This is a genomic window from Deltaproteobacteria bacterium (assembly GCA_011375175.1).
Classification (GTDB): Bacteria; Desulfobacterota; GWC2-55-46; order GWC2-55-46; family DRME01; genus DRME01.
This window is the reverse complement of sequence record DRME01000110.1, coordinates 1-22822: the sequence shown is the minus strand read 5'-3', so window position 1 is coordinate 22822 and position 22822 is coordinate 1. Positions and strand designations below refer to the sequence as shown.

Below are 22822 nucleotides of genomic sequence, written 5' to 3'. Positions count from 1 at the left end.
GGGCGTGCGCGGCGGCGGGGGGCCGGGCGGGGGGCCGGGCGCCTCATTTCTCCGTCGTCGTCAGGCGGTAGGAGCTGACCTTCCCGTTGCGGATGGTCACCTCCAGGGTCGTCGTCCGCACCGACGCCCTCTTTTCGTTCACCACGAGGCCGCCGAAGTAGGAGGGGACCTCCCTCTGCTCGTATCGGAAGACGAGTTTGTCGCCGTCCCCGTCCCTCGATATCCCGGCCGGCTCTCCGAAGGCGCCGATTATCTCGGCCTCTGTCGTCTCGCCGGGGCGTATGGCCTCGACGCGTTCGGCCTCTATGGGCACGCCCACGGCCGTGCGCGTCACCGTGGCGCAGCCGCCGGCGAGCAGCGCCGCGAGCAGCGCGGCCGCTGCGGCGGCGACCGGCCGTGCGCCGATGAGCCGCCGCCTTCTCAAAGACATGACACCCCGTCTTTTGTCAGGTTCTTGATCTTGTACATGGCCCTGTCCGCAAGGCTTATGAGCTCGTACTTGTCCTTTGCGTCGGCCGGGAACGAGGCCACGCCGAAGCTGGCCGTTATGCGGCAGTCCAGGCCGTCGCCGCGCAGGAAGCTGTGGCTGCGCAGCGCCTCCCGCAGCTTCTCGGCCGCCGCCATGGCGTTCTTCTTCGAGGTCTGGGGCAGGAGCACGACGAACTCGTCGCCGCCGTAGCGGCATACTATGTCGGCGCTCCTCACGTTCTTTCTGATGAGAGAGCCGGCCTCGCACAGAAGCCTCGAGCCGCGGAGGTGGCCGTACCGGTCGTTGATGGACTTGAAGCTGTCGATGTCGAGGAATATCATGGAGACGTCGTATTCGTAGCGCCGCGCCCTCTCGACCTCGTATTCGAGGCAGCTGTGGAGGTGGCGCGTGTTGTAGAGGCCGGTGAGGTCGTCGGTTATGGTGAGCTCTTCCACCTTGTCGAGGTACTTGGCGTTCTCTATGGCGATGGCCGTGTAGTCGGCGAGCGCGCTGAGCAGGCGCAGGTCGTCCTCGGTGAAGGACTCCACCGAGTTGATGAGCTCGATTACGCCCTGGCACCTGCCCTTTGCCTTCAGGGGCACGCATACGACCGACTTCGTCGAGAAGCCGGCGAGCCTGTCGATCTTGCCGCAGAAGCGCGGGTCTGTGGCCACGTCGGGGACGAGAAGCGGCACGCCCTCGCGGGCCACCCAGCCGGCTATGCCTTCGCCGGGCTTTAGCCTCAGCTCCCTTATCTTTTCGGCCCCTTCGCCCACGACTATCTCGAAGGTGAGTTCGCCGCTGCGTTCGTCCAGGAGGAGAAGCGACCAGTTGGAGGGACGGAAGAGCTCGCTTATCTTCTCCATCACCACCTTGAGGATATGGGTGATGTCGAGCGAAGAGGTTACGGCCTTGCCGACCTCTACGAGCGTATCGAGCTCGGGCGTCCACCTCGTGTGCCCGGACCCGCCGTCCGCGGCGCCTTCGCTTTCGCCGCCCGGACCTTTGGCGTCTGCCGGTTTCATAAGGAAAATATACCGAATGGCGGCCGGAAAATCAAGGCGCCGCCGCCCGGCGGCGGGAGGCGAGTCGGCTGAGCGCCGCGCTGTAGAGCGACTGTACCAGGCGTGTGAGGTCGCCGGGAGCGCCAGTGCCGATCGGCCGGTCCCCGACGGCCACGAGCGGCACCACCTCTATTATCGAGTTCGTGAGCATCGCCTCGTCGGCCTCGTAGAGGTCGCGGCTGCGCAGGTCGGCCTCGACGACGGATATGCCGGCCTCCCCGGCCATCTCCATGACGGCGCGGCGTGTTATGCCGGGCAGCAGGCCCGACTCGGGCGGCGGCGTCAAGAGGGTTCCGTCCCTTGCGATGAAGAGGTTTGTCGATGTGCCTTCGGTGAGGCGGCCGTCGGCCGTCGTGAAGAGGGCCTCGAAGGCGCCGGCGCGCCGGGCCCCGGCCTTGGCCATGACGCAGGGGAGGTAGTTTAGCGTCTTGAACGCCGCAAGCGGCGGCGCCGGCACCGAGGCGAGCACGGCCCTTACGCCGCGGCGCCGAAGCCGCGAGAGCGCCCCGTCGTCGAGCGCCCCGGCCGTGAGGACGACGGTGGGCCTCGTCCTCCCGACGGGGCCGTGTCCGCCGTCGAATACGCCGCGGGTGAGGGTGACCCGCAGGCGGGCCTCGCCGCGCACGAGGCCGTTACGCTCCATGAGCTCGGCCGCCGCGCGGCGGAGCCCCTTCAGAGGCGAGGTGCTTATGCCAAGCGCCACGGCGCCGCGGCGCAGCCTCTCCATGTGTTCCCTGAAGAGGAAGACGCGGCCGTCATAGGCCTTCATCGTCTCGAAGAGGCCGTCGCCGTAGAGGAAGCCCCGGTCGAAGACGCTGACCGCGGCCTTCTCCGCGGGCACCATCTCACCGTTTACGTATGCGTAGCCCATCGTTCACACCGGCCACCGCGAGGAAGCCGGCGGCCTTGAGGATCGTTTCGTCGTATTCGCAGGCGGGGTCGGAGTCGGCAACGACCGCGCCGCCCACACCGAGGTACATGAGCCCGTCCTTGACCACCGCCGTCCGTATGGCCATGGCCAGCTCCATGTCGCCCGAGAGGTCGCACCATCCGACGGCTCCCGTGTAGAGTTCCCTGGGCGTGGGCTCGAGCTCGTCGATTATCTCCATGGCCCTGATCTTGGGCGCCCCCGTTATGGAGCCGCCGGGAAAGACGTTGCGCAGGCACTGTGCCGAGTCGACGCCCTCTCTCAGCCTCCCCTCGACTACCGAGACCATGTGGTGGAGGCCGGGGAAGGTCTCTATGCGCCCGAAGGAGCGCACGCGCACCGTCCCGGGCTCGCAGACCCTGCCGAGGTCGTTACGCTCCAGGTCCACTATCATGACGTGCTCGGCCCGCTCCTTGGGGCTGTTTCTCAGCTCATCGACCATGGCCCTGTCGGCCCGGCGGTCCGCTCCCCTGCGCCGCGTCCCCTTTATGGGCCGTGTCTCCGCCCTGCGCCCCCTTACACGCAAAAGAAGCTCCGGCGAGTTAGAGACCACCTGGAAGGGGCCGGCGTCGAGGTATGCCGAAAACGGCGCGCCGTCCGTGCCGCCGAGGGCCTCGAAGGCGCGCAGCGCCGGAGCGCTCCACTCGAGTACGAGCCGCTGCGAGAGGTTCACCTGGTATATGTCGCCCGCCGCTATGTAGTCTATGGCCCTTTCGACGGCTTCCATGTAGCCCTCGCGCGTAAAGTCGGAGAGACAGAACCGCGAGGGCCGCAGGGCTCCGGGCTCCGGCCCGCCGAGAGAGAGGGCCTCCCTGAGTCTTTCGAGCCTGCCCTGCCAGCCTTGCGTCTGGTAGGATACGGCCCACGCCCGCCGTGTCTCTTCCTCCCATACTATCACGGGATCGTAGAAGCCGAGGAGCGCGCGGGGTAGCCCCGCGGCGGCGAGTTCGACCGCCTGTGAGGCGGCGGGCTGGGAGGCGGGGCGGCGGGAGGGCTCGACAAGGTCCTTCAGGTCGTAGGAGAAGTAGCCGAAGGCCCCGCCGTTGAATGGGAAGGGGCCTTCTGCTTCTGGAAGGGGGGCGTGGTCGGCGATGATCGCGGAGAGAGCCGAGAAGGGGTCGGCGAAGAGTCCGTCCCGCGCGCCGGAGAGTCTTGTGCCGCGGCCGTCGCAGCTCAGGACCATGTAGGGTTCGGCGCCGAGCAGCACGAGCGGGCCGCCGGCCCCCTCGGCCTGGCAGCGGCAGGCAAAGGGCATCTCAAGGCGTGAGATGGCGCGCAGCGCCGCCGCCGGGCTCTCTATGGCTATGCGTTCCTGGTGCATTATGGCGCCGCCGTCAGGGGCGCTGTTTCTGCGCCGCCCCCACCATGGGCACGAACATGACGCTCGTTACGTGCTCCACCTCGAATTCGCCCTCGACCCTGGTTATGCGCGTGAGCGTCTGGTAGTACCTCGTCGAGCCTATGGGGATGACGAGCCGTCCTCCCTCCTTGAGCTGGGCCAGCAGCGGCGGGGGGACGTGGTTGGCCGCCGCCGTCACTATGATGGCGTCGAACGGCGCCTCCTCGGGCCAGCCGTAGTAGCCGTCGCCGAGCCGTGTGCGCACCTGCCTGTAGCCCAGGCGCTCGAGCCTTGCGGCCGCCTCCTTGGCCAGGGCGGCGCGGATCTCCATGGTGTAGACCCTCTCCGTGACGGCGGCGAGCACGGCGGCCTGGTAGCCCGAGCCCGTGCCTATCTCGAGCACCTTCTCCCCGCCCTTGAGATCGAGGAGCTCGGTCATGAGGGCGACGACGTAGGGCTGCGAGATCGTCTGGCCCTCTCCTATGGGCAGGGGGTGGTCGGCGTAGGCCTCGTCGCGGTAGGTCTCGGGCACGAACTCGTGGCGCGGCACCGTGGCCATGGCCTCGAGCACGCGCCTGTCCTTGATGCCGCGGGCCTCGATCTGGCGCTCCACCATGAGGGCCCTAACCTTCTCGTAGGGGTCGGCGCCCTGCGCCCCGGCACCGCAAAGCAGGCCGAGGAGAGCAAGGGCCGTCACCGCGGCCTGCGAGGGCGCCCGTCGGTACATCTCTTCTCCTCCGCCTCCCCCCGACGCCGGCCTACTCCCGGCGCAGCCTGCGCGTCATGAGCTCCATTACCGCCTTGCGGGGGTCCTTGTCCTCGTAGAGGACGCTGCACACCTCGCCGGTTATCGGCATCTCCACGCCGTGGCGCTCGGCGAGCGTCTTCACGGCCCGCGATGTGCGCACTCCCTCGGCCACCATCTTCATCTCCGACATGATGGTCCAGAGCTTCTCGCCCCGGCCCACTCTGAGTCCCACCGTGTAGTTGCGGCTCATCTCGTCGGTGCAGGTGAGCACCAGATCACCCAGCCCCGACAGGCCCGAGAACGTCTCGGCCCTTGCGCCCAGGGCCGTGCCCAGGCGCGTCATCTCGGCGAGTCCCCGCGTTATGAGCGCCGCCCTGGCGTTGGGGCCCAGCCCCAGCCCCCCGCATATGCCCGAGGCTATGGCGATGATGTTCTTCAGGGCGCCGCCCAGCTCCACCCCGGTTACGTCGCTGTTTGTGTACACCCTGAAGCAGTCGGTGCTGAAGGTCTTCTGCACGAGCAGGGCCGCCTCCGTGTTCGCCGACGCCGCGCACAGGGCCGTGGGCTTTCCCATGGCGACCTCCCTTGCGAAGCTCGGTCCCGAGAGCACCACGACGGCCCGGACCGGCGGGAGCATGTCGGCCATGATCTCGCTCACCCTCATGCCCGTCTCCTCCTCTATGCCCTTGGAGGCGCTCACGATGACCGTCTCGGGGTCGGAGATGAAGCGGGCCGCTTCCTTGAAGACCTCCCTTGCGCCGTGGGTGGGCACGGCGCAGACGATGAGAGGGGCCCGGCAGGCCACCTCGAGGGAGCCCGTGGGCAGCACGTTCTCCGAAATCTTAACGCCCGGCAGAAATATCTCGTTCTCGCCCGTCTTCTCCATCGTCTCGAGAAGCTCAGCCTCTCTCACCCAGAGCGTCGTCCTGAGGCCCTTTCGGCCCAGGAGGTCGGCCAGTGTGGTGCCCCAGCTCCCGGCGCCGAGCACGCTCACCTTCACGTCGTTGAGGTCCGAACTGTTCTTCATCGGCAGATCCCGCTCACCGCCGCCGGCGGCCCTTCTCAGCCTTGCTCCCCGGCCTCTTGCCGAGTCGCTTCTCGATGCGCCCTATCCGTGTCGTGACGACCCCGCTGTTCGGATAGCGCTTCTCCACGGAGCGCAGCATCCGGAGCGCCCCCTCCAGGTCCCCCGATTCCTCCAGGGCCGCGGCCATGCCGATGGCCGCCTCCAGCGCCAGGGGGTCGTCGGGAAAGTCCCTCATCACCCTCTCGTAGTTCTCCACGGCCCTTGCAAGCTCGCCCTCGATGTAGTAGGTCGAGGCCGTGTGGAAGTAGACCCGCGGCGCAAGCTCGCTCGCCGGGTCGGCCTTCACTATCTCGCCGAGCTCGATCCTCGCCTGCCTCAGGTCGTTCATCTTCAGATACTCCATGGCTATGCGGAACTGGTAGTCGGCCTTTCCCGGCCCCCGGGCGAGCTCTTTGAGGACCTGGTAGTCCTCTATAGCCTTGCGGTGAGCGCCGAGCCGCGAGTAGAGTTCAGCCCGCCGGCCCCTCGCCTCCGCGGCCTCCGGGCTCCCGGGGTAGGAGCCGAGCAGGACCTCGTAGGCGTCGAGCGCCCTCGAGGCGTCGTCGAGGTAGTGGTCGTATATGAAGCCCAGCCTGTATTGGCTCTTGGGGGCCAGGGGCCCGGCCGGGTCCTCCTTTACGATGCGCCGGTACAGCCGTTCGGCCTCGATGTAACGGCCCCCGGCGAGCGCCAGCTCGGCCGCCTCGAAGTCGGCCCGCAGACCGTCCTCGCTGCAGCCGTGCAACGCAAGGACTGCGAAAGAGAGGCCCACCAGCCACCACCCGCCACACCGGCACTTCACCAACGCCTACCCCCTGTCGGCGGATTGTTTCGGGGGAAACCTTCCGCAGAGAGCTCCCCTCAAGAAGCCTCTTCGCTCTTCTCGGCAAGCGGCGCCGCGCTGGCGATCTTTTCTCCTTCTTCTATGTCCATGAGCCTTACGCCCATGGTGTTCCGGCCGATGACGGGCACCGAGCTCATGGCTATCCTTATGAACTTGCCGCTCGTGGTGGTGATCATTATCTCGTCGTTGTCGCGCACCTGGGCCATGTCTATGACGGGCCCGTTCTTGTCCGTTATCTTGACGTTTATTATGCCTCTTCCGCCGCGCGACTGGACCCGGTACTCGTCGACGCGGGTGCGTTTACCGTAGCCCTTCTCGTTGACCGTGAGGATGGTGGCGTCGTCGTCGAGGGCCTCCATGTCGACCACCTCGTCGTCGTCGGCGAGTTTTATGCCTATTACACCCCTGGTGTTGCGCCCCATGGGACGGACCTCTTCCTCCCTGAAGCGGATGGACTGGCCCTTCCTGGTGCCGAGGAATATGTTCTTCTTTCCGTCGGTCAGCCTCGCGGCGATGAGGGAGTCGCCTTCGTCGAGGTTTATGGCTATGATGCCGCCGGAGCGGATGTTCGCAAAGCTCATGAGCGCCGTCTTCTTCACCAGTCCGCGACGGGTCGCCATGGTGACGTAGCGGTCCTCGACGAACTCCCTGACCGGCAGGAAGGCCGTTATGTTCTCGCCTGGCTCGACGTTGATGATGTTGACTATGGCCTTGCCCCTTGCCGCCCGTCCGGCCTGCGGTATGTCGTAGACCTTCAGGGGATAGGCCTTGCCCCGGTCGGTGAAGAAGAGGATGTAGCTGTGGGTCGATGCGATGAACAGATGGGAGACGAAGTCCTCGTCCCTTGTGGTCACACCGGTCTTGCCCTTGCCGCCGCGGCGCTGGATGCGGAAGAGGCTCGTGGGGTTGCGCTTTATATAGCCGCGCTTGGAGATGGTGACGACCATCTCCTCCTCGGCTATTATGTCTTCGGGCGTGAGCTCGCCCGTGTCTTCTATTATCTCGGTGCGCCGCTCGTTTCCGTAGCGCTCCTTGATGGCCAGCAGCTCGCCGGTTATCACCTCCATGAGCTTTGCGGGGCTTGCGAGTATGGATTCGAGACGCCCTATCCGCTCCAGCAGCGCCCTGTACTCCTCTTCTATCTTGTCGCGCTCGAGCGCCGTGAGCCTCTGGAGCCGCATCTCCAGGATGGCCTGGGCCTGGGCCTGCGTGAGCCCGAAGCGTTCCACGAGGCCCGCCTTCGCCTCCTTCGGTCCCGCCGACGAGCGGATGAGCTTTATGACGGCGTCGAGGTTCTCTATGGCGATGCGCAGCCCCTCGAGTATGTGGGCCCGCTCCCGCGCCTTCCGGAGCTCGAAGACGGTGCGCCTTGTGACGACCTCTCTTCTGAACTTTATGAACTGGCCGAGCAGTTCGCGCAGGGTGAGGACCCTGGGCCTGCCGTCCACTATGGCGAGGTTTATTATGCCGAAGGAGCTCTGGAGCTGGGTGTGGAGGTAGAGGTTGTTGAGCACTATCTCGGCCGTCTCGTCGCGCTTGAGCTCGACGACGACCCTCATGCCGTCGCGGTCCGACTCGTCGCGTATGTCCGAGATGCCCTCTATCTTCTTGTCGCGCACCAGCGCCGCCATGCTCTCGATGAGCTTGGACTTGTTGACCATGTAGGGTATCTCGGTGATTACGATGGACTTGCGGCCCGTGCGGGGGTTGCTCTCTATGACGGCGCGGGCGCGCATCTGGATGACGCCTTTTCCCGTGGTGTAGGCCTCGACTATGCCCTTGCGGCCGTGGATGAACGCGCCGGTGGGAAAGTCCGGCCCCGGCACGATATCGAGAAGTTCCCCGTCCTCAACCTCCGGGTCCTCGATGAGCCGCACCAGGGCGTCGACGACCTCGCAGAGGTTGTGGGGGGGCATGTTGGTCGCCATGCCCACGGCGATGCCCGAAGAGCCGTTGACGAGCAGGTTCGGGAACGACGCCGGCAGTACGACCGGCTCCTGGAGCGAATCGTCGTAGTTGGGCGTGAAGTCTACGGTGTTCTTGTCTATGTCGGCCAGGAGCTCGGAGGCCAGGCGCGCCATCCTCACCTCGGTGTAGCGCATGGCGGCCGGAGGGTCGCCGTCGATGGAGCCGAAGTTTCCCTGGCCGTCGATGAGCGGGTGGCGCATGGAGAAGTCCTGGACGAGCCTGGTTATGGCGTCGTAGACCGCGGCGTCGCCGTGGGGATGGTACTTGCCTATGACGTCGCCCACCACGCGGGCCGACTTCTTGTAGGGCTTGTTCCACTCCACCCCCATCTCGTGCATGGCGAAGAGTATCCTGCGATGGACGGGCTTGAGTCCGTCGCGCACGTCGGGCAGCGCCCTGCCCACGATGACGGACATGGCGTAGTCCATGTAGGACTTCTTCATCTCGTCTTCTATGGCTACAGGTCTTTCCTGGCGGCCCATCGTCTCTCCTCGGATAAGATTCGGGTCGATTGACCGGGGGAGACTTTCTGTAGAAAGTCTCCCCCGGAACCCCCTTCAAAGACTTTTAATTCCCTGCGGTTCATCCCGATTTTGCTTGCAAAATCGGGATGAACCGCAGGGCGTTAAAAGTTTTTGGAGGGAATCTGAGGGAACCTTTTTGCAAAAAGGTTCCCTCAGTGCAATAAATCAGAGTTTCCCTAATGATATGAAGGATGGCCCATCGTGTCAAACTTTTTTGTTTTCGACCCCTTAGCAGGAGGGGGCGGGACGGCCCTCACGGCCCGCCGGGGGGCGGAAAAAGAGGCCATGGCGGGGAAATTACTTGATGACTTCCGCCTCTATTTTTGTTAACCTTTTTGCATCGTAGACCAAACTGTTTGCGGGAGGGGTTTTATGGCCAGGAAAAAGTACGTCTATTTCTTCGGCGCGGCCAAGGCCGAGGGCAGGGGGGACATGAAGGATCTCCTCGGTGGTAAGGGCGCCGGACTGGCGGAGATGCCCAACATAGGTCTGCCGGTGCCCGCCGGTTTCACCATTACCACCGAAGTCTGCGACTATTACTACAGGCACGGCAGGAAGTACCCTCCCGGATTCGAGGACGAGGTCCTGACCCACCTCAGGAGACTGGAGAAGCTCACGGGCAAGAAGCTGGGCGACGCCGACGACCCGCTTCTCGTCTCCGTGCGCTCGGGCGCGGCGCGGAGCATGCCCGGCATGATGGAGACGATCCTCAACCTGGGCCTGAACGACCGCTCCGTCGAGGGTCTTGCGCGCAAGACCTCGAACCGCCGCTTCGCCCTCGACGCCTACCGCCGCTTCATCTTCATGTACGGCTCCACGGCCAAGGGGGTGGACAAGGCCAGGTTCGAGGACGAGTTCGAGGACATAAAACAGAGGAGAACGCGCGTTCGCCTGGGCAAGCGCACCGGCGCCGTGGTCGACACGGACGTGAACGAGGAAGAACTGGAGGAGCTGATACCCGTCCTCAAGAAGGTCTACAAGGAGAGCACCGGCGAGGACTTCCCCCAGGACCCGCTCGAGCAGCTCTGGGGCGCCATAGACGCCGTCATAGGCTCGTGGATGGCCGAGAAGGCCGTGACCTACCGCCGCGTGGAGAACATAACGGGGCTTCTCGGCACGGCCGTCAACATCGTCCAGATGGTCTTCGGCAACATGGGCGAGACCTCCGGCACGGGCGTGTGCTTCACCAGGGACCCGAGCACCGGCGAGAACGTCTTCTACGGCGACCTGCTCATGAACGCCCAGGGAGAGGACGTGGTGGCCGGCATCCGCACGCCCATCCACCTCGATGAGCTCAGGACCATAATGCCCGCGGCCTACAAGCAGCTCTGCGAGGTGCGCAAGAAGCTCGAGCGCCACTACAAGGACATGCAGGACATAGAGTTCACCATCGAGGACGGCAAGCTCTACATCCTCCAGTGCCGCGTGGGCAAGCGCTCGCCCATAGCCGCCTTCGAGATAGCCGTCGATATGGTCAAGGAACGGCTCATAACGAAGGAGGAGGCCGTCAAGAGGATAACGGAGAAGGACATAGAAGGTCTCTTCTACCCGATCATCGACCCCTCCATAACCGTCGAGGAGCGGAAAAAACACTTTTTCGCCTCCGGCATCGGAGCCGTGCCGGGCGCCGCATCGGGGCACGTGGTCTTCACGGCAAAGGACGCCGAGGAGTGGGCCGCCTCGGGCAAGGACGTGATCCTGGTGAGGAAGGAGACGAGCCCCGAGGACGTGGGCGGCATGCACGCCGCAAAGGGCATCCTCACGGCCAAGGGCGGCAAGACCTCCCACGCCGCCGTGGTGGCGCGCGGATGGGGCAAGTGCTGTGTCGTGGGATGCGAGGACCTCGCGGTCGACTACGAGGCCAAGACGGCCGCCGTGGGCAATACGGTCATAAAGGAAGGCGACGAGATAACGCTCGACGGCTCCACCGGCGAGGTCTTCCGCGCGGCCCTTAGGCTCAAGAAGCCGCAGCTCCCGGACTCCTACTTCAAGCTCATGAAGTGGGTGGACAAGGCCCGCACCCTCAAGGTGCGCACCAACGTGGACACCCCCTACGACGCAGAGAACGCCGTCCGACTCGGCGCCGAGGGCATAGGGCTTTGCCGCACGGAGCACATGTTCTTCGACACCGACGAGAGGAGGCTCGCCATCCAGCGCATGATACTGGTCGACGACACGGCCTCGCGCAAGGAGGCGCTCGAGCGCATCCTGCCGCTCCAGCGCAAGGACTTCATCGGCATCTTCAAGGCCATGGACGGAAAGCCCGTCACCATCAGGCTGCTCGATCCCCCTCTCCACGAATTCGTCCCCCACAACGAAAGCGACCAGAAGCTCCTGGCCCAGGCCCTCGAACTCCCCTTCAACCAGGTGCGCCACCGCATAGAGCGGCTCCACGAGTCCAATCCCATGCTCGGGCACCGGGGCTGCCGCCTCTGCATCACCTATCCCGAGATACTGGAGGTGCAGGTGCGCGCCATCATGGAGGCCGCCTGCGAGTGCAAGAAGAAGGGCGTGCGCGTGCTCCCCGAGATCATGCACCCCCTCGTCATAGACGCAAAGGAGCTCGACATACTGGCTACGCGCACAAGAGAGGTCGCCGCCGCCGTCATGGCCGGCTACGGCGTCAAGGTCCGCTACCTGGTGGGCACCATGATCGAGGTGCCCAGGGCCGCGCTCACGGCCGACAGGGTGGCCGAGGTGGCCGAGTTCTTCAGCTTCGGCACCAACGACCTCACGCAGATGACCATGGGCATGTCGCGCGACGACTCGGGCCGCTTCCTCCCCGTCTACGTAGACGAGAACCGCGCGGGCATCTTCGCAAACGACCCCTTCCAGTCGCTCGATCAGGAGGGCGTGGGCCTGCTAATACGCATGGCCATAGAAAAGGGCCGGGCCGTGAGAAGAGACCTCAAGATAGGCATCTGCGGAGAACACGGCGGAGACCCGGCGACCGTGGAGTTCTGCCACCGTAACGGCTTCGACTACGTCTCGTGCTCTCCATTCAGGGTCCCCATAGCAAGGCTCGCCGCGGCCCACGCGGCGCTCAAGGACGCCGAGGAAGGCAAAAAGGGCAGGGGACGAAAGAGCGCAAAGAGCAGCCGCAAATCTTAAGGAAGCCCTGATTAAATACCCTGGGGGAAACTTTCTGTAGAAGGGCCACAGGCCCACGTTTCCCCCAGACCCCCTTCAAAGACTTTCAATACGAGCTGGTTTCCCCCTGTTTTGCCTGGCAAAACAGGGGGAAGCCAACTCGCATTAAAAGTTTTTGGAGGGAGTCTGAGGGAACCTTTTTTCAAAAAGGTTCCCTCAGTGCAATCGCCGGCTTGCCCCAACATATTGTATCCTGCGTCTCTCCGGTATACTTTCCGTAGTATTTTTCCCTTTACAAAGTCTCGGGACTCTGCTAACCTCTTCACACAGGTGAGGCCCCGTGTCCGGCCGGTGTGGTTGCCGTGGCGAGGAGCGGTTTCGTCGCGGGGCCGGCGGCGGGTCCGTGGCGCCGAGGTGTGTTCATGAAGATAAAGAGACTCAAGATACAGGGCTTCAAGTCCTTCGCCGACCCCGTTGTCTTCGACCTCCCGCTGGGCATATCGGCCGTGGTGGGCCCCAACGGCTGCGGCAAGAGCAACATCGTCGACGCCGTGCGCTGGGTCCTGGGCGAGCAGAACGCCCGGCACCTGCGCGGCCGTCTCATGGAGGACGTCATATTCTCGGGCAGCGAGACGCGAAAGCCCATGGGCATGGCCGAGGTGGTCCTCACCTTCTCGAACGACGGCGGGGCCGCCCCGCCGCGATTCGCCTCCTTCGGCGAGATAGAGGTCAAGCGCAGGCTCTACCGCTCGGGCGAGAGCGAGTACTACATAAACAAGGTGAGGGCCAGGCTCAGGGACATAGTAGACCTCTTCACCGACACGGGCATAGGCACGAGGGCCTATTCCATAATAGAGCAGGGCCAGGTGGGCTGGCTCATAAACGCAAGAGCCGAGGAGCGCCGCGTCATATTCGAGGAGGCGGCGGGCATAAACCGCTTCAAGGGCAAGCGCGACGCGGCGCTGCGGCGCCTTGAGGCGACGAAGGCGAACCTCACGAGGATAGGCGACATAACCGGCGAGGTCAAGCGCCGCCTCGGCTCGCTCAAGCGCCAGGCCCGAAAGGCCGAGCGGTGCAAGGCCCTGCGCGACGAGCTCAGGGAAGTGGAGCTGCGGCTCGCCGGCCGCAGCTACAGGGAGCTTGCCGGCAGGATCGACGAGGGGAGAAGGAGGCTTTCGCTCCTCGCCGACGAGGAGGCGGCGCTTGCAGCCAGGATGAGCGCGGCCGAGGCCGCCGGCGAGGAGCTGAGCGGCGGCCGCGACGAGGCGGAGGCGGCGTTCGCCGAGACGAGAAACAGGCTCGCCGCCATCGACGGCGAGATCGACGGCTGCGAGCGCGAGAACGAGCGTGTGGCCATGCTCGTAAGCGGGCTCGAGCGCGACGAGCGCAGGCTCGGCGAGGAGATCGCGGCCCTCGAGGCCGAGAGGGAGGCGGCGGGCGGCCAGGTGGAGGAGATCGCCTCCGCCGTGGCCGACAGGGAGGCCTCCATAGCCCGCAGCCGCGAGGAGCTGGCCGCAAGAGAGCGGAGCCTCGCCGAGGCGCGGGAGCGTCTCGACGAGGAGCGCTCGCTTCTCAGCGCGGAGAAGGCCGCCCACCTCAAGATACTCTCCGAGCTCTCCGAGCTCAAGCACTCGATGAAGGCCTCCATGAGGGAGGAGGACGACCTGAGGCTTCGCGAGGCGAGGGCGGCGAGGGAGATATCCGAGACGAGCGCTGCGCTGGAAGAGAGGCGCGCGCGCCTCGGAGAACTCCGCAGCGGTCTCGACGGCCTCGTCGAGAAGGCCCGCAGCCTCGGCGCGGAGCTCGAGAAGAGCTCAGCCGAACTCAAGGCCCTGGAAGACGAACGGGCCGCCGTGGAGGAGGAGCTCGGCGCGCTGACCGGTGAGCTCTCGCACAAGGCTTCGAGACTCCGGGCCCTCGAGGAGATGGAGGCCCGTTACGAGGGGCTCAAGGACGGCGTGAAGGCCGTCATGCGCCTGGGCCGGGACGGGGAGCGCGGGGGGCGCTCCCGCCTTTCCTCCGGCGTGCGCTGTCTCCTTGCCGACGTCATCGAGCCTTCGCCGGGCTTCGAGCGGGCCGTCGAGGCCGTGCTCGGCGACAGGCTACAGTACGTGCTCGTCGACGACATGGAAGGCGCCGTGGAGGCCGTCGAGTACCTCAAGGAGCGGTCCGCCGGGCGCGGAAGCTTCGTCCCCCTCAAGGAGGCGGGAAGCCCCGTCATGGCCGGGGTGGGAGACCCGGCCATCGGCCTTGACGGAACCGTCGATGCGTCGGTGCTCATCGACGAGGTTCGTGTCAAGGACGGCTGCGAGGGGTTTGTGAGGGCCCTCCTCGGCAATGTGGTGGTCGTCGACGACATGGCCGCCGCTGCCGAGCTGTGGAGAGGCAACGGCGCCGTGCGGACCATAGTCACCCGTGAGGGCGAGGTCGTGGACCCATGCGGCGTCGTGACCGGCGGCAGGGGCGGCGGCGCCGAAGGCGGCATACTCCGGCAGAAGATGGAGATCAAGCGCCTGCGCGACGATGTGGCCCGCCTCGAGGGCCGGCTCCGGCCGCTTCGGCAGCGGCGCGAGGGGCTCTCGGCGGCCGTGGCCGAGACGAGGAAGGTCGTCGAGGGACTGAGGGAGACGCTCCATTCGACGGAGATCGGGCGTGTCGAGGTCGAAGGCCGCGTAAAAAGGCTCGCCGAGGAGGTGGAGCGGCTATCGACCAGGTGCGGGGCCCTCGCCTCCGAGCGGAGCGGGGCCGAGGAGAAGCTAAAGGAGGTGGCCGCGGCCAAGGCGGCGCTCTCGGCGCGACGCGAGGAGCTCGAGGAGCGGCGCGGGGCCGTCGAGGCCCGCATGGCCGAGCTCTCGTCCCGCGAGGCGGAGCTTGCGGCCGAGTGCGAGAGGTGCCGCGCCTCGGTGACCGAGGCGCGGGTGGCCATCGCATCGGCCCGTGAGCAGCTCGGGGCGCTCAAGGAGAGACTCGCCGAAAAGAAGAGACTCATCGACGAGCTCGGCGGCCGGATGGAGCTCAAGGCCGCCGAGGTGGAGTCGGGTCTCAGGGAGCGCCGCGAGGCGCAGTCCAGGGCCGCGGGGCTCAAGAGGCGCATCGAGAAGCTTCTCTCCGAAAGAGAGGGGGTGCGGCGCAGGGAGATCGAGCAGGGGGAGGTTATCGCAGGGCTGGTCCGCCGGCAAAAGGAGCTCGAGGAGGAGCTCAAGGGTTTGCGCTCGGAGCTTTCCCGCGTGCGCGAGGAGGCCGGGAGGCTCTCGGTGGAGCTCAAGGAGACGGAGCTTCGCCGCGAGGCCCTGAGCGAGAGGATGGCCGACCGCTACGGCTGCGACCTCGCCGCGTACACGGCCGGCGCCGCCGCGGGAGAGGGGGATATAGACGTCGAGGCCCTCGAAGGCAGGCGCGATGAGCTTCGCGCCCGACTCGACTCGCTCGGCGAGGTTAACATGGCGGCCCTCGAGGAGTTCGCCGAACTCGACGAGCGGCACAAATTCCTCGTCTCCCAGCAGGAGGACCTCACCCGCTCGATGGAGGCCATCCGCAAGGCCATCGCCCGGATAAACAGGACAAGCCGCGAGCGTTTCCGTCGCACCTTCGATGAGGTGAACGCCACATTCAAGAAGACCTTTCCGCGGCTCTTCAACGGCGGCAGGGCCGAGCTGCGGCTCTCCGACGAGTCCAACATCCTGGAGTCGGGCATAGAGATAGCGGCCCAGCCTCCCGGCAAACGGCTCCAGAACATGACGCTGCTCTCCGGCGGCGAGAAGGCGCTGACGGCCACGGCGCTGATCTTCTCCATCTTCCTCATAAAACCGAGTCCCTTCTGCCTGCTCGACGAGGTGGACGCCCCTCTCGACGACGCCAACATCGACCGTTTCAACGCCTTCTTGAAGGAGATGTCGGCCCGCAGCCAGTTCCTGCTCATAACCCACAACAAGCGGACAATGGAGCTTGCGGACAGGCTCTACGGCATCACCATGGAGGAGCCCGGCGTATCGAAGGCCGTGAGCGTGGAGTTCTGAGCGGGTCTTTCCGGGCCGACCATAAACTGCGCGCGCTCATCACGATAGAGCAGGATCGCGGCCCTGACTTCCTGCACTTGGTCAACGCGCTTTTGGCCATGTACTCGAAAGGCAGTGGAAACGATTACTGGACGCGATGCTCTTGGCGATTCCGAGGTGAAGAATACCATGGCTTTGAAAGTTTTCTCAAAGAGACATCCAGAAGCGGCCAGGGAAGTAAGCCTTAGTCAGCCTGTTCGCCGAAGAATCTGGTATGTGATTGAGGAATTTGATCCCTATTACGATCCCAACAGTATCAACAACAACAACCGGACACTTGCTTGGGATGAACTCCCCGACTGTCTGAAAAAAGAACACGGTTGGGAGGAACTACGTGCCTACCAGTCGCGGTCGGAGTGGGAGGTTCTGAAGGATGCCAAAGAGTTTATTCTGCGTGGTGTCCCCAGGTTTGTCCTCGATGCTATGGAGCTATTTTACGATCTTCTCGTGGAAGACAAAGTGCACTGGAATACTCCTTTAGCCGATCCGGCCCAGTACCAAGGCCAGCTGAACGTTGTCTTCGAAGATGCCAATTTACCCTGGCGTATGCTTGAAGGCCGGATCATACGTGTTGATTCGAAATGGTTGGAAGCAGAAATACATTCAAAAGCGGCAGAGCTTCTGTTCATAGGGGGATTCGAAGGTGCGTTAGCTGAATTTCAACATGCTCGGTCCGATTTCTCCAGCGGGGACTACAAGGGTGCCATGCACGCCGCTAATCTTGCGGTAGAAAGCACGATGAAGGCGATTCTTGGGATTGACCAGGAAAAGCCAGGGCGTCTTATTAAAAAGGTTATCGATAGCGGTCTTGTGCCCGACTACCATGAGGGCTTCTTGAAAGCATTTGAGGAGCATATTCTCCGAGCTGTTCCCGTGGTGCGAAATTTTGAAAAGGGGGTTGGGCACGGACAAGGTATAGATGTCAACGAGCCTCCTAAGAGCCTTGCAGAACTCGCTGTAAATCTATCTGGCGTCCTGATGCTTTACCTCTTGAAACGACATCTTGAGCTTCACCCGGCTAATGAAGAACCGAAAGCCGGACCTGAAACAGATGATTACGACGACATTCCATTCTAGAAATAGGGGGACGCCACGAGGTGGCGTCCCCCTATTTCTAGAAGGTTCACGGTGAGCTCTTCACTCAGTCCGCCCTCTTTTCATATCAGCCGCAATGTGTGATGAAAAATCTCGTCAAAGAATTCTTTTCGTATTTTTGGCTTGTCAAGGATTTCGATGACATTGAATGTTTTTTCAACGAGGCGGTCACTGCTTATGCGCTTGGTAAGCTCTTCTGTAAAGACACCTCCAAGATAAAAGTTTTTGCACATAGGGCTTACACCTATAGCATGTTCAAAGGATTTTTTGGCCGCTCCGTACCTTTCGAGCGCGCCTGCCGGGTCAATCCCGCCTTTAATCTCTATGACGGCAAGTAGCTGGTCGTCTTTTAGAAACGATATGTCCGGCTCCGGGCTAAAGCGCATCAAAATATCCTTTTTAAGGGTTAGGTAGCTTGGTGTACTTTCGAGCTTTTTGAGCTTCGAAGGAACCGGTTCTATGATTAAATTGCGTTCGGCCAGCCATTCTACGACAAGCCCCCTTATCCGTTCTTCGGCTATATCCCCGATTTTGTTCCTCATCACGCCATCAAGGGTGATGCCAAGCGTGGCAATAATGGTGCGGTTGCCATTTTCAAGGGTCCAATCAGATGAGTTCTTTATGATTGAGCAAATGAAGGCATTATAGGTACGAGCCATTTTTAACGCCTTTTCATTGTCCAAACGTGCCCGCGGGTTGCCCGCTTCCAGGGAATCGACAGCACCAAAATAGTCTCTTACAGCTTTCAATGAAAGTCCACATAGCCCTCGATAGTATAGGCTTGTTGTGGGCTCGTATAAGAGAACCTCTGGATGGCAAAAGACGAGCTTTGGGTCATATCCCTGGGTCTTAACTGCGTATTTCCAGATTTCGGGGTCGATAAGGAGGTTGCTGTATGGTTTCCAGCGCAACTTGCCAGCGAATTTTTTGATAAGTTTTAGTGCATGGAGGTCTCTTCGTTTTTGCAGGGATGTAACTATGAGAAGGGATTTTATCAGGCGAAGATCTTCTGTATATTGGTTTGTCTCTGCCATTTTCTATGAAGGTTTTTGCTCGTTGTTTGGTTTTGACCATACATAAACGCATTTGCGGATTTCATTTCTGCCATGGGCACCCATTTGCTGGCTGCTGTTTCCTTTACCACGCGGCAGGACCCAGATGTGATCAACATTAAGCCCCGCGTTTTGGGCTAAATCCGAGAGAATGAGATCGACAGGGACTTCTTCACCGTGATACTGGACGTTGTCGTTTACCATTACAACGTGACCGCCCGGTGCAAGCAGCCTCGAAAGCTCGTGAATAACGATGTTCATCTCAAAGAAGTAATTCTCCACAAGGTTTGGTATGTTATTGTTATTCAGGCTGCCCTGCTCTCGCGCCTCGTATAGTATGTCCAGGACTTCGTGGAGGGCTCGTTGGTTCGTGAATGCTTTTACCGCGGCTTCGTACCTGTCCATCCTGTCTGCAGTGCAGTATTCCAGCGCGAGTTGCTTGCGCTTGGTCTTGTTTTCCACGGTTGCTGAGAGAAGTGTCTGTCTTAGGTTTCTCACATCTTCTTCAGTGTGACCCATAAAAGCCAGCTCAAGGGCGTAGGTACGAGTGTAATCGTAGCGATTACAGTACGGCGGCGAGGTCATTATAAGGTCAAAGGATTCTGCCGGCAGTTTTGCAAGCTCGGTCAAGCACGATCCTTCAACCACCTTGACATTTTTAGAGAAGGTGCCACCATTTCTCTTCTTGAGGTCATCGAAAATGATGTGGAGCTTGCTGATTATGGCTGTCCTGAAGTCCGGGATATTGCCTTTGTTGAAGCTCGACCTCAGTGATCTTCCCGACCTTGAGTCCCACCGAAGGTATTGACCGTCTTTACGGGTGAAACTTACATCTTCGAGGATGGAAAGGCAGGCGAACCAGAAAAGATACCTTGTATCTTCATTTTTGATGTTCTCGATAAATGCCACGTACGAAGAAAGCGCTTTTTCTGTCTTTTTCGAGAACGCCTTCTCGGTTATGCGGAGATGAGGAAAAGTATACTTATTTGATGCAATATCAAAAGAGTATTTTCCCAAATGGTCCAAGTAGTACTTGAATGATTTGATGTTGACCTTGTCTGCAGAAAGACGGGCGCGAATAGCGGCGATTCCGATAGGCAAAAGCTCTATGCCGGTTGCCTTCCAGCCTTCTTTCGAGGAAGTGGTCAGGGTAGTCCCTGCACCTGCAAAGGGGTCCAGAACTCGTGGAGTCCTCCCTGCATTCGGCCGGAATCTGTCCAAGACATATTTGACAAGCTCGGAAGAGAAGGCCTCCTTATACTTCAGCCAGCGGTAAAACGGGGCACTCTTATTAGCTTGGTAGGATACGAGGGCACGAGTAAGCTCGGGATTCACGATAAGTTTGTCAGCAAATTTTTGATAGAGTACAGCCCTTTCGACTTTAGAGATGGGGATACCAAAGTCCTCTATTTGTTTCCGATGCAACTGCTTTGCAGTCTGGAACAACATTACCATGGTATTATACGTTTTACAGTATATAGTGGTTTGAACATAAATAGCACACAACATCTTGGACTGTCAAGACAAGAAGGCCTCCTTCTTTTATCAAAAATGGGGACAACCGGGCCTTGTTCTCCCGCTGTCTTATACATGCTTAGCCATATTAAATTAAAAAATCGCCAGAATTTCAAACAAAAAAAGGTCGGCCCTTACGGCCGACCCCTAAAATCGCACCTCAAAGTGCGAGAATCTGTATGGTAGCGGGGGCAGGATTCGAACCTGCGACCTTCGGGTTATGAGCCCGACGAGCTACCGGACTGCTCCACCCCGCAACTGGAGTAAACATTATAATAAAAACCCCAGGGCTTGTCAAGGGCGGAAGGGAAAAATATTGCGCAGGGAGATCCCCCTCTTGAGAATCCGAGCGGGCCGTGCTGCGAGAACGGCAAGGGGGCGCGGCTCACCGCAGCAGAACAAAAACACTTGACAAGAGACGGCCGGCCCCATTAAAATAACTCGTTCAAATAAGACTTCAGGGGATTACCGCGATCATGAAGACCTATCTTGCAAAGACCGGCGAGGTGAAGAGGGAGTGGTACCTCGTCGACGCGGCGGGCAAGAACCTCGGCAGGACCGCCGCCGCCATAGCGTCGGTGCTCAGGGGCAAGCACAAGCCCGTCTACACTCCGGGCGTGGACACCGGCGATTTCGTCGTCGTCGTAAACGCCGACAAGGTGAGCGTCACCGGCAGAAAGCTCACCGACAAGATCTACTACAGGCATACCAACTACCCCGGCGGCCTCAGGACTGTCGCCCTGGGCAAGCTCCTCGCCGAGAAGCCAGAAGAGGCCATCAGGAAGGCCGTCTGGGGCATGCTCCCCAAGGGGCCGCTCGGCAGATCGCTCTTCAGGAAGCTCAAGGTCTACGCCGGTCCCGACCACCCGCACGCAGCGCAGCGCCCCAGGCCGCTCCTGGACTGAGCCCGGCTGGCCGCCACGGCGGCGCAGGAGGGGCAACGGCAGACAGGGGCAACGGCAGACAGGGGCAACGGCAGACAGGGGCAACGGCATGCTGGGGGGCAATGGCATCGTGAAAAGGGCTTCATCGAATCGGCGGGCCCCGAAGACGCCGCGGCCTTGAGGGGCGCAGGCGGCGAGGAAAATGGCGCCGCCCCCTGAGACTTCGCCGGTGTCGCGGCTTCCGGGCGGAAGGCGCGGGACGGGCCGGACGATGGAATAAGCGACAGGGTATTGCCGGTTCGGCGGAGTCGGTGTCGCGGCGCTGCCGCGGCGGGCGCCCCGCAAGGAATTGAAACAAAACGGAGGATCGAGTAAATGACTCAGGAAGTCTACAGCGCCACCGGAAGGCGCAAGACCTCGGTGGCCAGGGTGAGGCTCTGCGGCGGGTCGGGAGAGATCGTCATCAACAAGAGGCCCATAGACGAGTACTTCACCAGGGAGACCCTCAAGATGATCGTCCGCCAGCCCTTCGAGGTGACCGGCACGGTCGGCAAGTTCTCCGTCAAGGCCAACGTGGTGGGCGGCGGCATATCGGGACAGGCCGGGGCCGTAAGACACGGCATCGCCAGGGCCCTTATCGCCATGGACCCGGCCCTCAAGCCCACCCTGCGAAAATACGGTCTCGTCACCAGGGACCCGCGCATGAAGGAGAGGAAGAAGTACGGCCAGAGGGGCGCGCGGGCGAGGTTCCAGTTCTCCAAGAGATAGGCCCTTGAGGAAACTCCGGTTGATTGCTCTGCGGGAGACCTTCTCAAGAAGGCTTCCCGCAGTGAAATGAGTCAGCGTTTCCTTGAGGCGTTCGCAGCTTAAGGACGTCTTGTCACGAGGGGGAGGCCGCCATATGCCTTCCCTTCTTTTTTTCCCGGACAAGGGGTGGTGGCGATGATAAAGGCGGCCGTAATCGGCGCAAGCGGCTACACGGGGCTTGAGCTGTTGCGCATCCTGGCGCTCCATGACAAGGTGGAGGTATGCTACGCCTCGTCGAGACAGTTCGCCGGGGCGCCGGTATCGTCGGTCTTTCCCTCGCTCATGGGCTATCTCGACGGACTCTTCTTCGATGAATTGAAGGGGGAAGCCGAGGGCGGCGTCCTCGGCTCTCTCGAAGGACCGCTCGGAGAGGCCGACTGCATCTTCTGCGCCCTGCCCCACGGCGCCTCCATGGCCGTCGTGCCCGGGCTCATCGAGGCCGGCAGGAAGGTGGTCGACCTGAGCGCCGACTTCAGGCTCCGTGACGCCGGGACGTATCGCGCCTGGTACGCCCCGCACAGGGCCCCCGAGCTTCTCGGTTCCGCCGTATACGGCCTGCCCGAGCTCTACCGCCGCGCCGTCGAGGGCGCAAGGCTCATAGCAAATCCCGGCTGCTATCCCACGTCGGCCGTGCTCGCCCTGGCGCCGGCCGTCAAGGAGGAGGTCGTAGACCCCTCGACCATCGTCATCGACTCGAAGAGCGGCGTTAGCGGCGCCGGGCGGTCGGCCTCGCTCGCAACCTCCTTCTGCGAGGTCAACGAGGCCTTCGGCGCCTACAAGGTCGCCGTCCATCGCCACACGCCCGAGATAGAGGCCGTCCTCTCCGACGTGGCCGGAGCCGCCGTCAGGGTCTCGTTCACGCCGCATCTCCTGCCCCTGTCGCGGGGCATCCTCACCACCGTGACGGCCTCGCTCACCGGCACCCACACGACGGTGGCGCTTCTCGAACTCTACCGGGACTTCTACGACGGCGAGCCCTTCGTCCGCGTGCGGCCCGAGGGGGTCTTCCCAAACATAAGCTGGGTGCGGGGCTCCAACTTCTGCGACATAGGACTGCGGGCCGACGGCAGGACGGGACGTGTGGTCATAGTCTCGGCCATAGACAACCTCGTGAAGGGCGCTTCAGGGGCGGCGGTGCAGAACATGAACATCCTCTTCGGATTCGACGAGACCGAGGGACTGCGCACCGCGCCGCTCCAAATATGAAGGAAACTCTGATTAATTACCCTGGGGGAAACTTTCTGTAGAAAGTTTCCCCCAGACCCCCTTCAAAGACTTTAATTCCCTGCGGTTCATCCCGATTTTGCTTGCAAAATCGGGATGAACCGCAGGGCGTTAAAAGTTTTTGGAGGGAGTCTGAGGGAACCTTTTTAC

The 22822-nt window shown here is 62.3% G+C and carries 16 protein-coding genes and 1 tRNA gene; 6 read left to right on the top strand and 11 right to left on the bottom strand.

What is annotated here, in order from left to right; translation table 11 throughout:
- Positions 1-43: 43 nt before the first annotated feature.
- Genes ENJ37_09085 through gyrA form a run of 8 tightly spaced genes read right to left on the bottom strand, consistent with a single transcriptional unit; the run spans position 44 to position 8908 of the window.
- A complete protein-coding gene (locus ENJ37_09085; GenBank protein HHL40646.1) occupies positions 44-430 on the bottom strand; it encodes a hypothetical protein in 387 nt (128 codons plus the stop codon).
- Complete coding sequence (locus ENJ37_09080; GenBank protein HHL40645.1) at positions 421-1494, bottom strand: sensor domain-containing diguanylate cyclase; 1074 nt, start codon at positions 1492-1494, stop codon at positions 421-423. Before ENJ37_09080 ends, ENJ37_09085 begins: the two co-directional genes overlap by 10 nt.
- 31 nt (positions 1495-1525) lie before the next feature.
- Positions 1526-2404 (bottom strand): branched-chain amino acid aminotransferase, encoded by an 879-nt coding sequence (locus ENJ37_09075; GenBank protein HHL40644.1) that lies wholly within the window; start codon positions 2402-2404, stop codon positions 1526-1528.
- A complete protein-coding gene (pabB, locus tag ENJ37_09070; GenBank protein HHL40643.1) occupies positions 2379-3782 on the bottom strand; it encodes an aminodeoxychorismate synthase component I in 1404 nt (467 codons plus the stop codon). Before pabB ends, ENJ37_09075 begins: the two co-directional genes overlap by 26 nt.
- Before the next feature lie 13 nt (positions 3783-3795).
- Complete coding sequence (locus ENJ37_09065; protein ID HHL40642.1) at positions 3796-4527, bottom strand: protein-L-isoaspartate(D-aspartate) O-methyltransferase; 732 nt, start codon at positions 4525-4527, stop codon at positions 3796-3798.
- Positions 4528-4558: 31 nt separating this feature from the next.
- Positions 4559-5575 (bottom strand): NAD(P)-dependent glycerol-3-phosphate dehydrogenase, encoded by a 1017-nt coding sequence (locus ENJ37_09060; protein ID HHL40641.1) that lies wholly within the window; start codon positions 5573-5575, stop codon positions 4559-4561.
- 13 nt (positions 5576-5588) lie between these two features.
- On the bottom strand, positions 5589-6419 hold the full coding sequence (locus ENJ37_09055; protein ID HHL40640.1) for a tetratricopeptide repeat protein: 831 nt from the start codon (positions 6417-6419) through the stop codon (positions 5589-5591).
- Positions 6420-6475: 56 nt separating this feature from the next.
- Positions 6476-8908 carry a DNA gyrase subunit A gene (gene gyrA / locus ENJ37_09050; GenBank protein HHL40639.1) on the bottom strand — a complete coding sequence of 811 codons (2433 nt, stop codon included), beginning with the start codon at positions 8906-8908 and terminating at the stop codon, positions 6476-6478.
- Positions 8909-9322: 414 nt separating this feature from the next.
- Here gyrA and ENJ37_09045 point away from each other — a divergent pair, with 414 nt between their 5' ends.
- From ENJ37_09045 to ENJ37_09035, 3 genes are all read left to right on the top strand, one after another.
- The gene (locus ENJ37_09045) at positions 9323-12061 is read left to right on the top strand and encodes a pyruvate, phosphate dikinase (protein ID HHL40638.1); all 2739 of its coding nucleotides are present in this window, start codon (positions 9323-9325) and stop codon (positions 12059-12061) included.
- Between the two features lie 401 nt (positions 12062-12462).
- Positions 12463-16056 (top strand): chromosome segregation protein SMC, encoded by a 3594-nt coding sequence (smc, locus tag ENJ37_09040; GenBank protein HHL40637.1) that lies wholly within the window; start codon positions 12463-12465, stop codon positions 16054-16056.
- Positions 16057-16212: 156 nt separating this feature from the next.
- Complete coding sequence (locus tag ENJ37_09035) at positions 16213-17172, top strand: hypothetical protein (GenBank protein ID HHL40636.1); 960 nt, start codon at positions 16213-16215, stop codon at positions 17170-17172.
- Between the two features lie 80 nt (positions 17173-17252).
- Here ENJ37_09035 and ENJ37_09030 read toward each other — a convergent pair whose 3' ends face one another.
- The 3 genes from ENJ37_09030 to ENJ37_09020 all read right to left on the bottom strand — a co-directional run bounded on the left by ENJ37_09030 (position 17253) and on the right by ENJ37_09020 (position 20014).
- On the bottom strand, positions 17253-18224 hold the full coding sequence (locus ENJ37_09030) for an XcyI family restriction endonuclease (GenBank protein ID HHL40635.1): 972 nt from the start codon (positions 18222-18224) through the stop codon (positions 17253-17255).
- A gap of 3 nt (positions 18225-18227) precedes the next feature.
- Positions 18228-19697: a site-specific DNA-methyltransferase gene (locus ENJ37_09025; protein HHL40634.1), complete on the bottom strand. Its 1470-nt coding sequence runs from the start codon at positions 19695-19697 to the stop codon at positions 18228-18230.
- 240 nt (positions 19698-19937) lie between these two features.
- Positions 19938-20014, bottom strand: a tRNA-Met gene (locus ENJ37_09020).
- Positions 20015-20233: 219 nt separating this feature from the next.
- On the opposite strand from ENJ37_09020, the gene ENJ37_09015 reads away from it, so the two are divergent.
- The 3 genes from ENJ37_09015 to ENJ37_09005 all read left to right on the top strand — a co-directional run bounded on the left by ENJ37_09015 (position 20234) and on the right by ENJ37_09005 (position 22654).
- Positions 20234-20662: a 50S ribosomal protein L13 gene (locus ENJ37_09015; protein HHL40633.1), complete on the top strand. Its 429-nt coding sequence runs from the start codon at positions 20234-20236 to the stop codon at positions 20660-20662.
- 354 nt (positions 20663-21016) lie between these two features.
- Positions 21017-21409: a 30S ribosomal protein S9 gene (locus tag ENJ37_09010; GenBank protein ID HHL40632.1), complete on the top strand. Its 393-nt coding sequence runs from the start codon at positions 21017-21019 to the stop codon at positions 21407-21409.
- Positions 21410-21583: 174 nt separating this feature from the next.
- Positions 21584-22654, top strand: a complete 1071-nt coding sequence (locus ENJ37_09005) for an N-acetyl-gamma-glutamyl-phosphate reductase (protein ID HHL40631.1) — start codon at positions 21584-21586, stop codon at positions 22652-22654.
- Positions 22655-22822 lie beyond the last annotated feature (168 nt).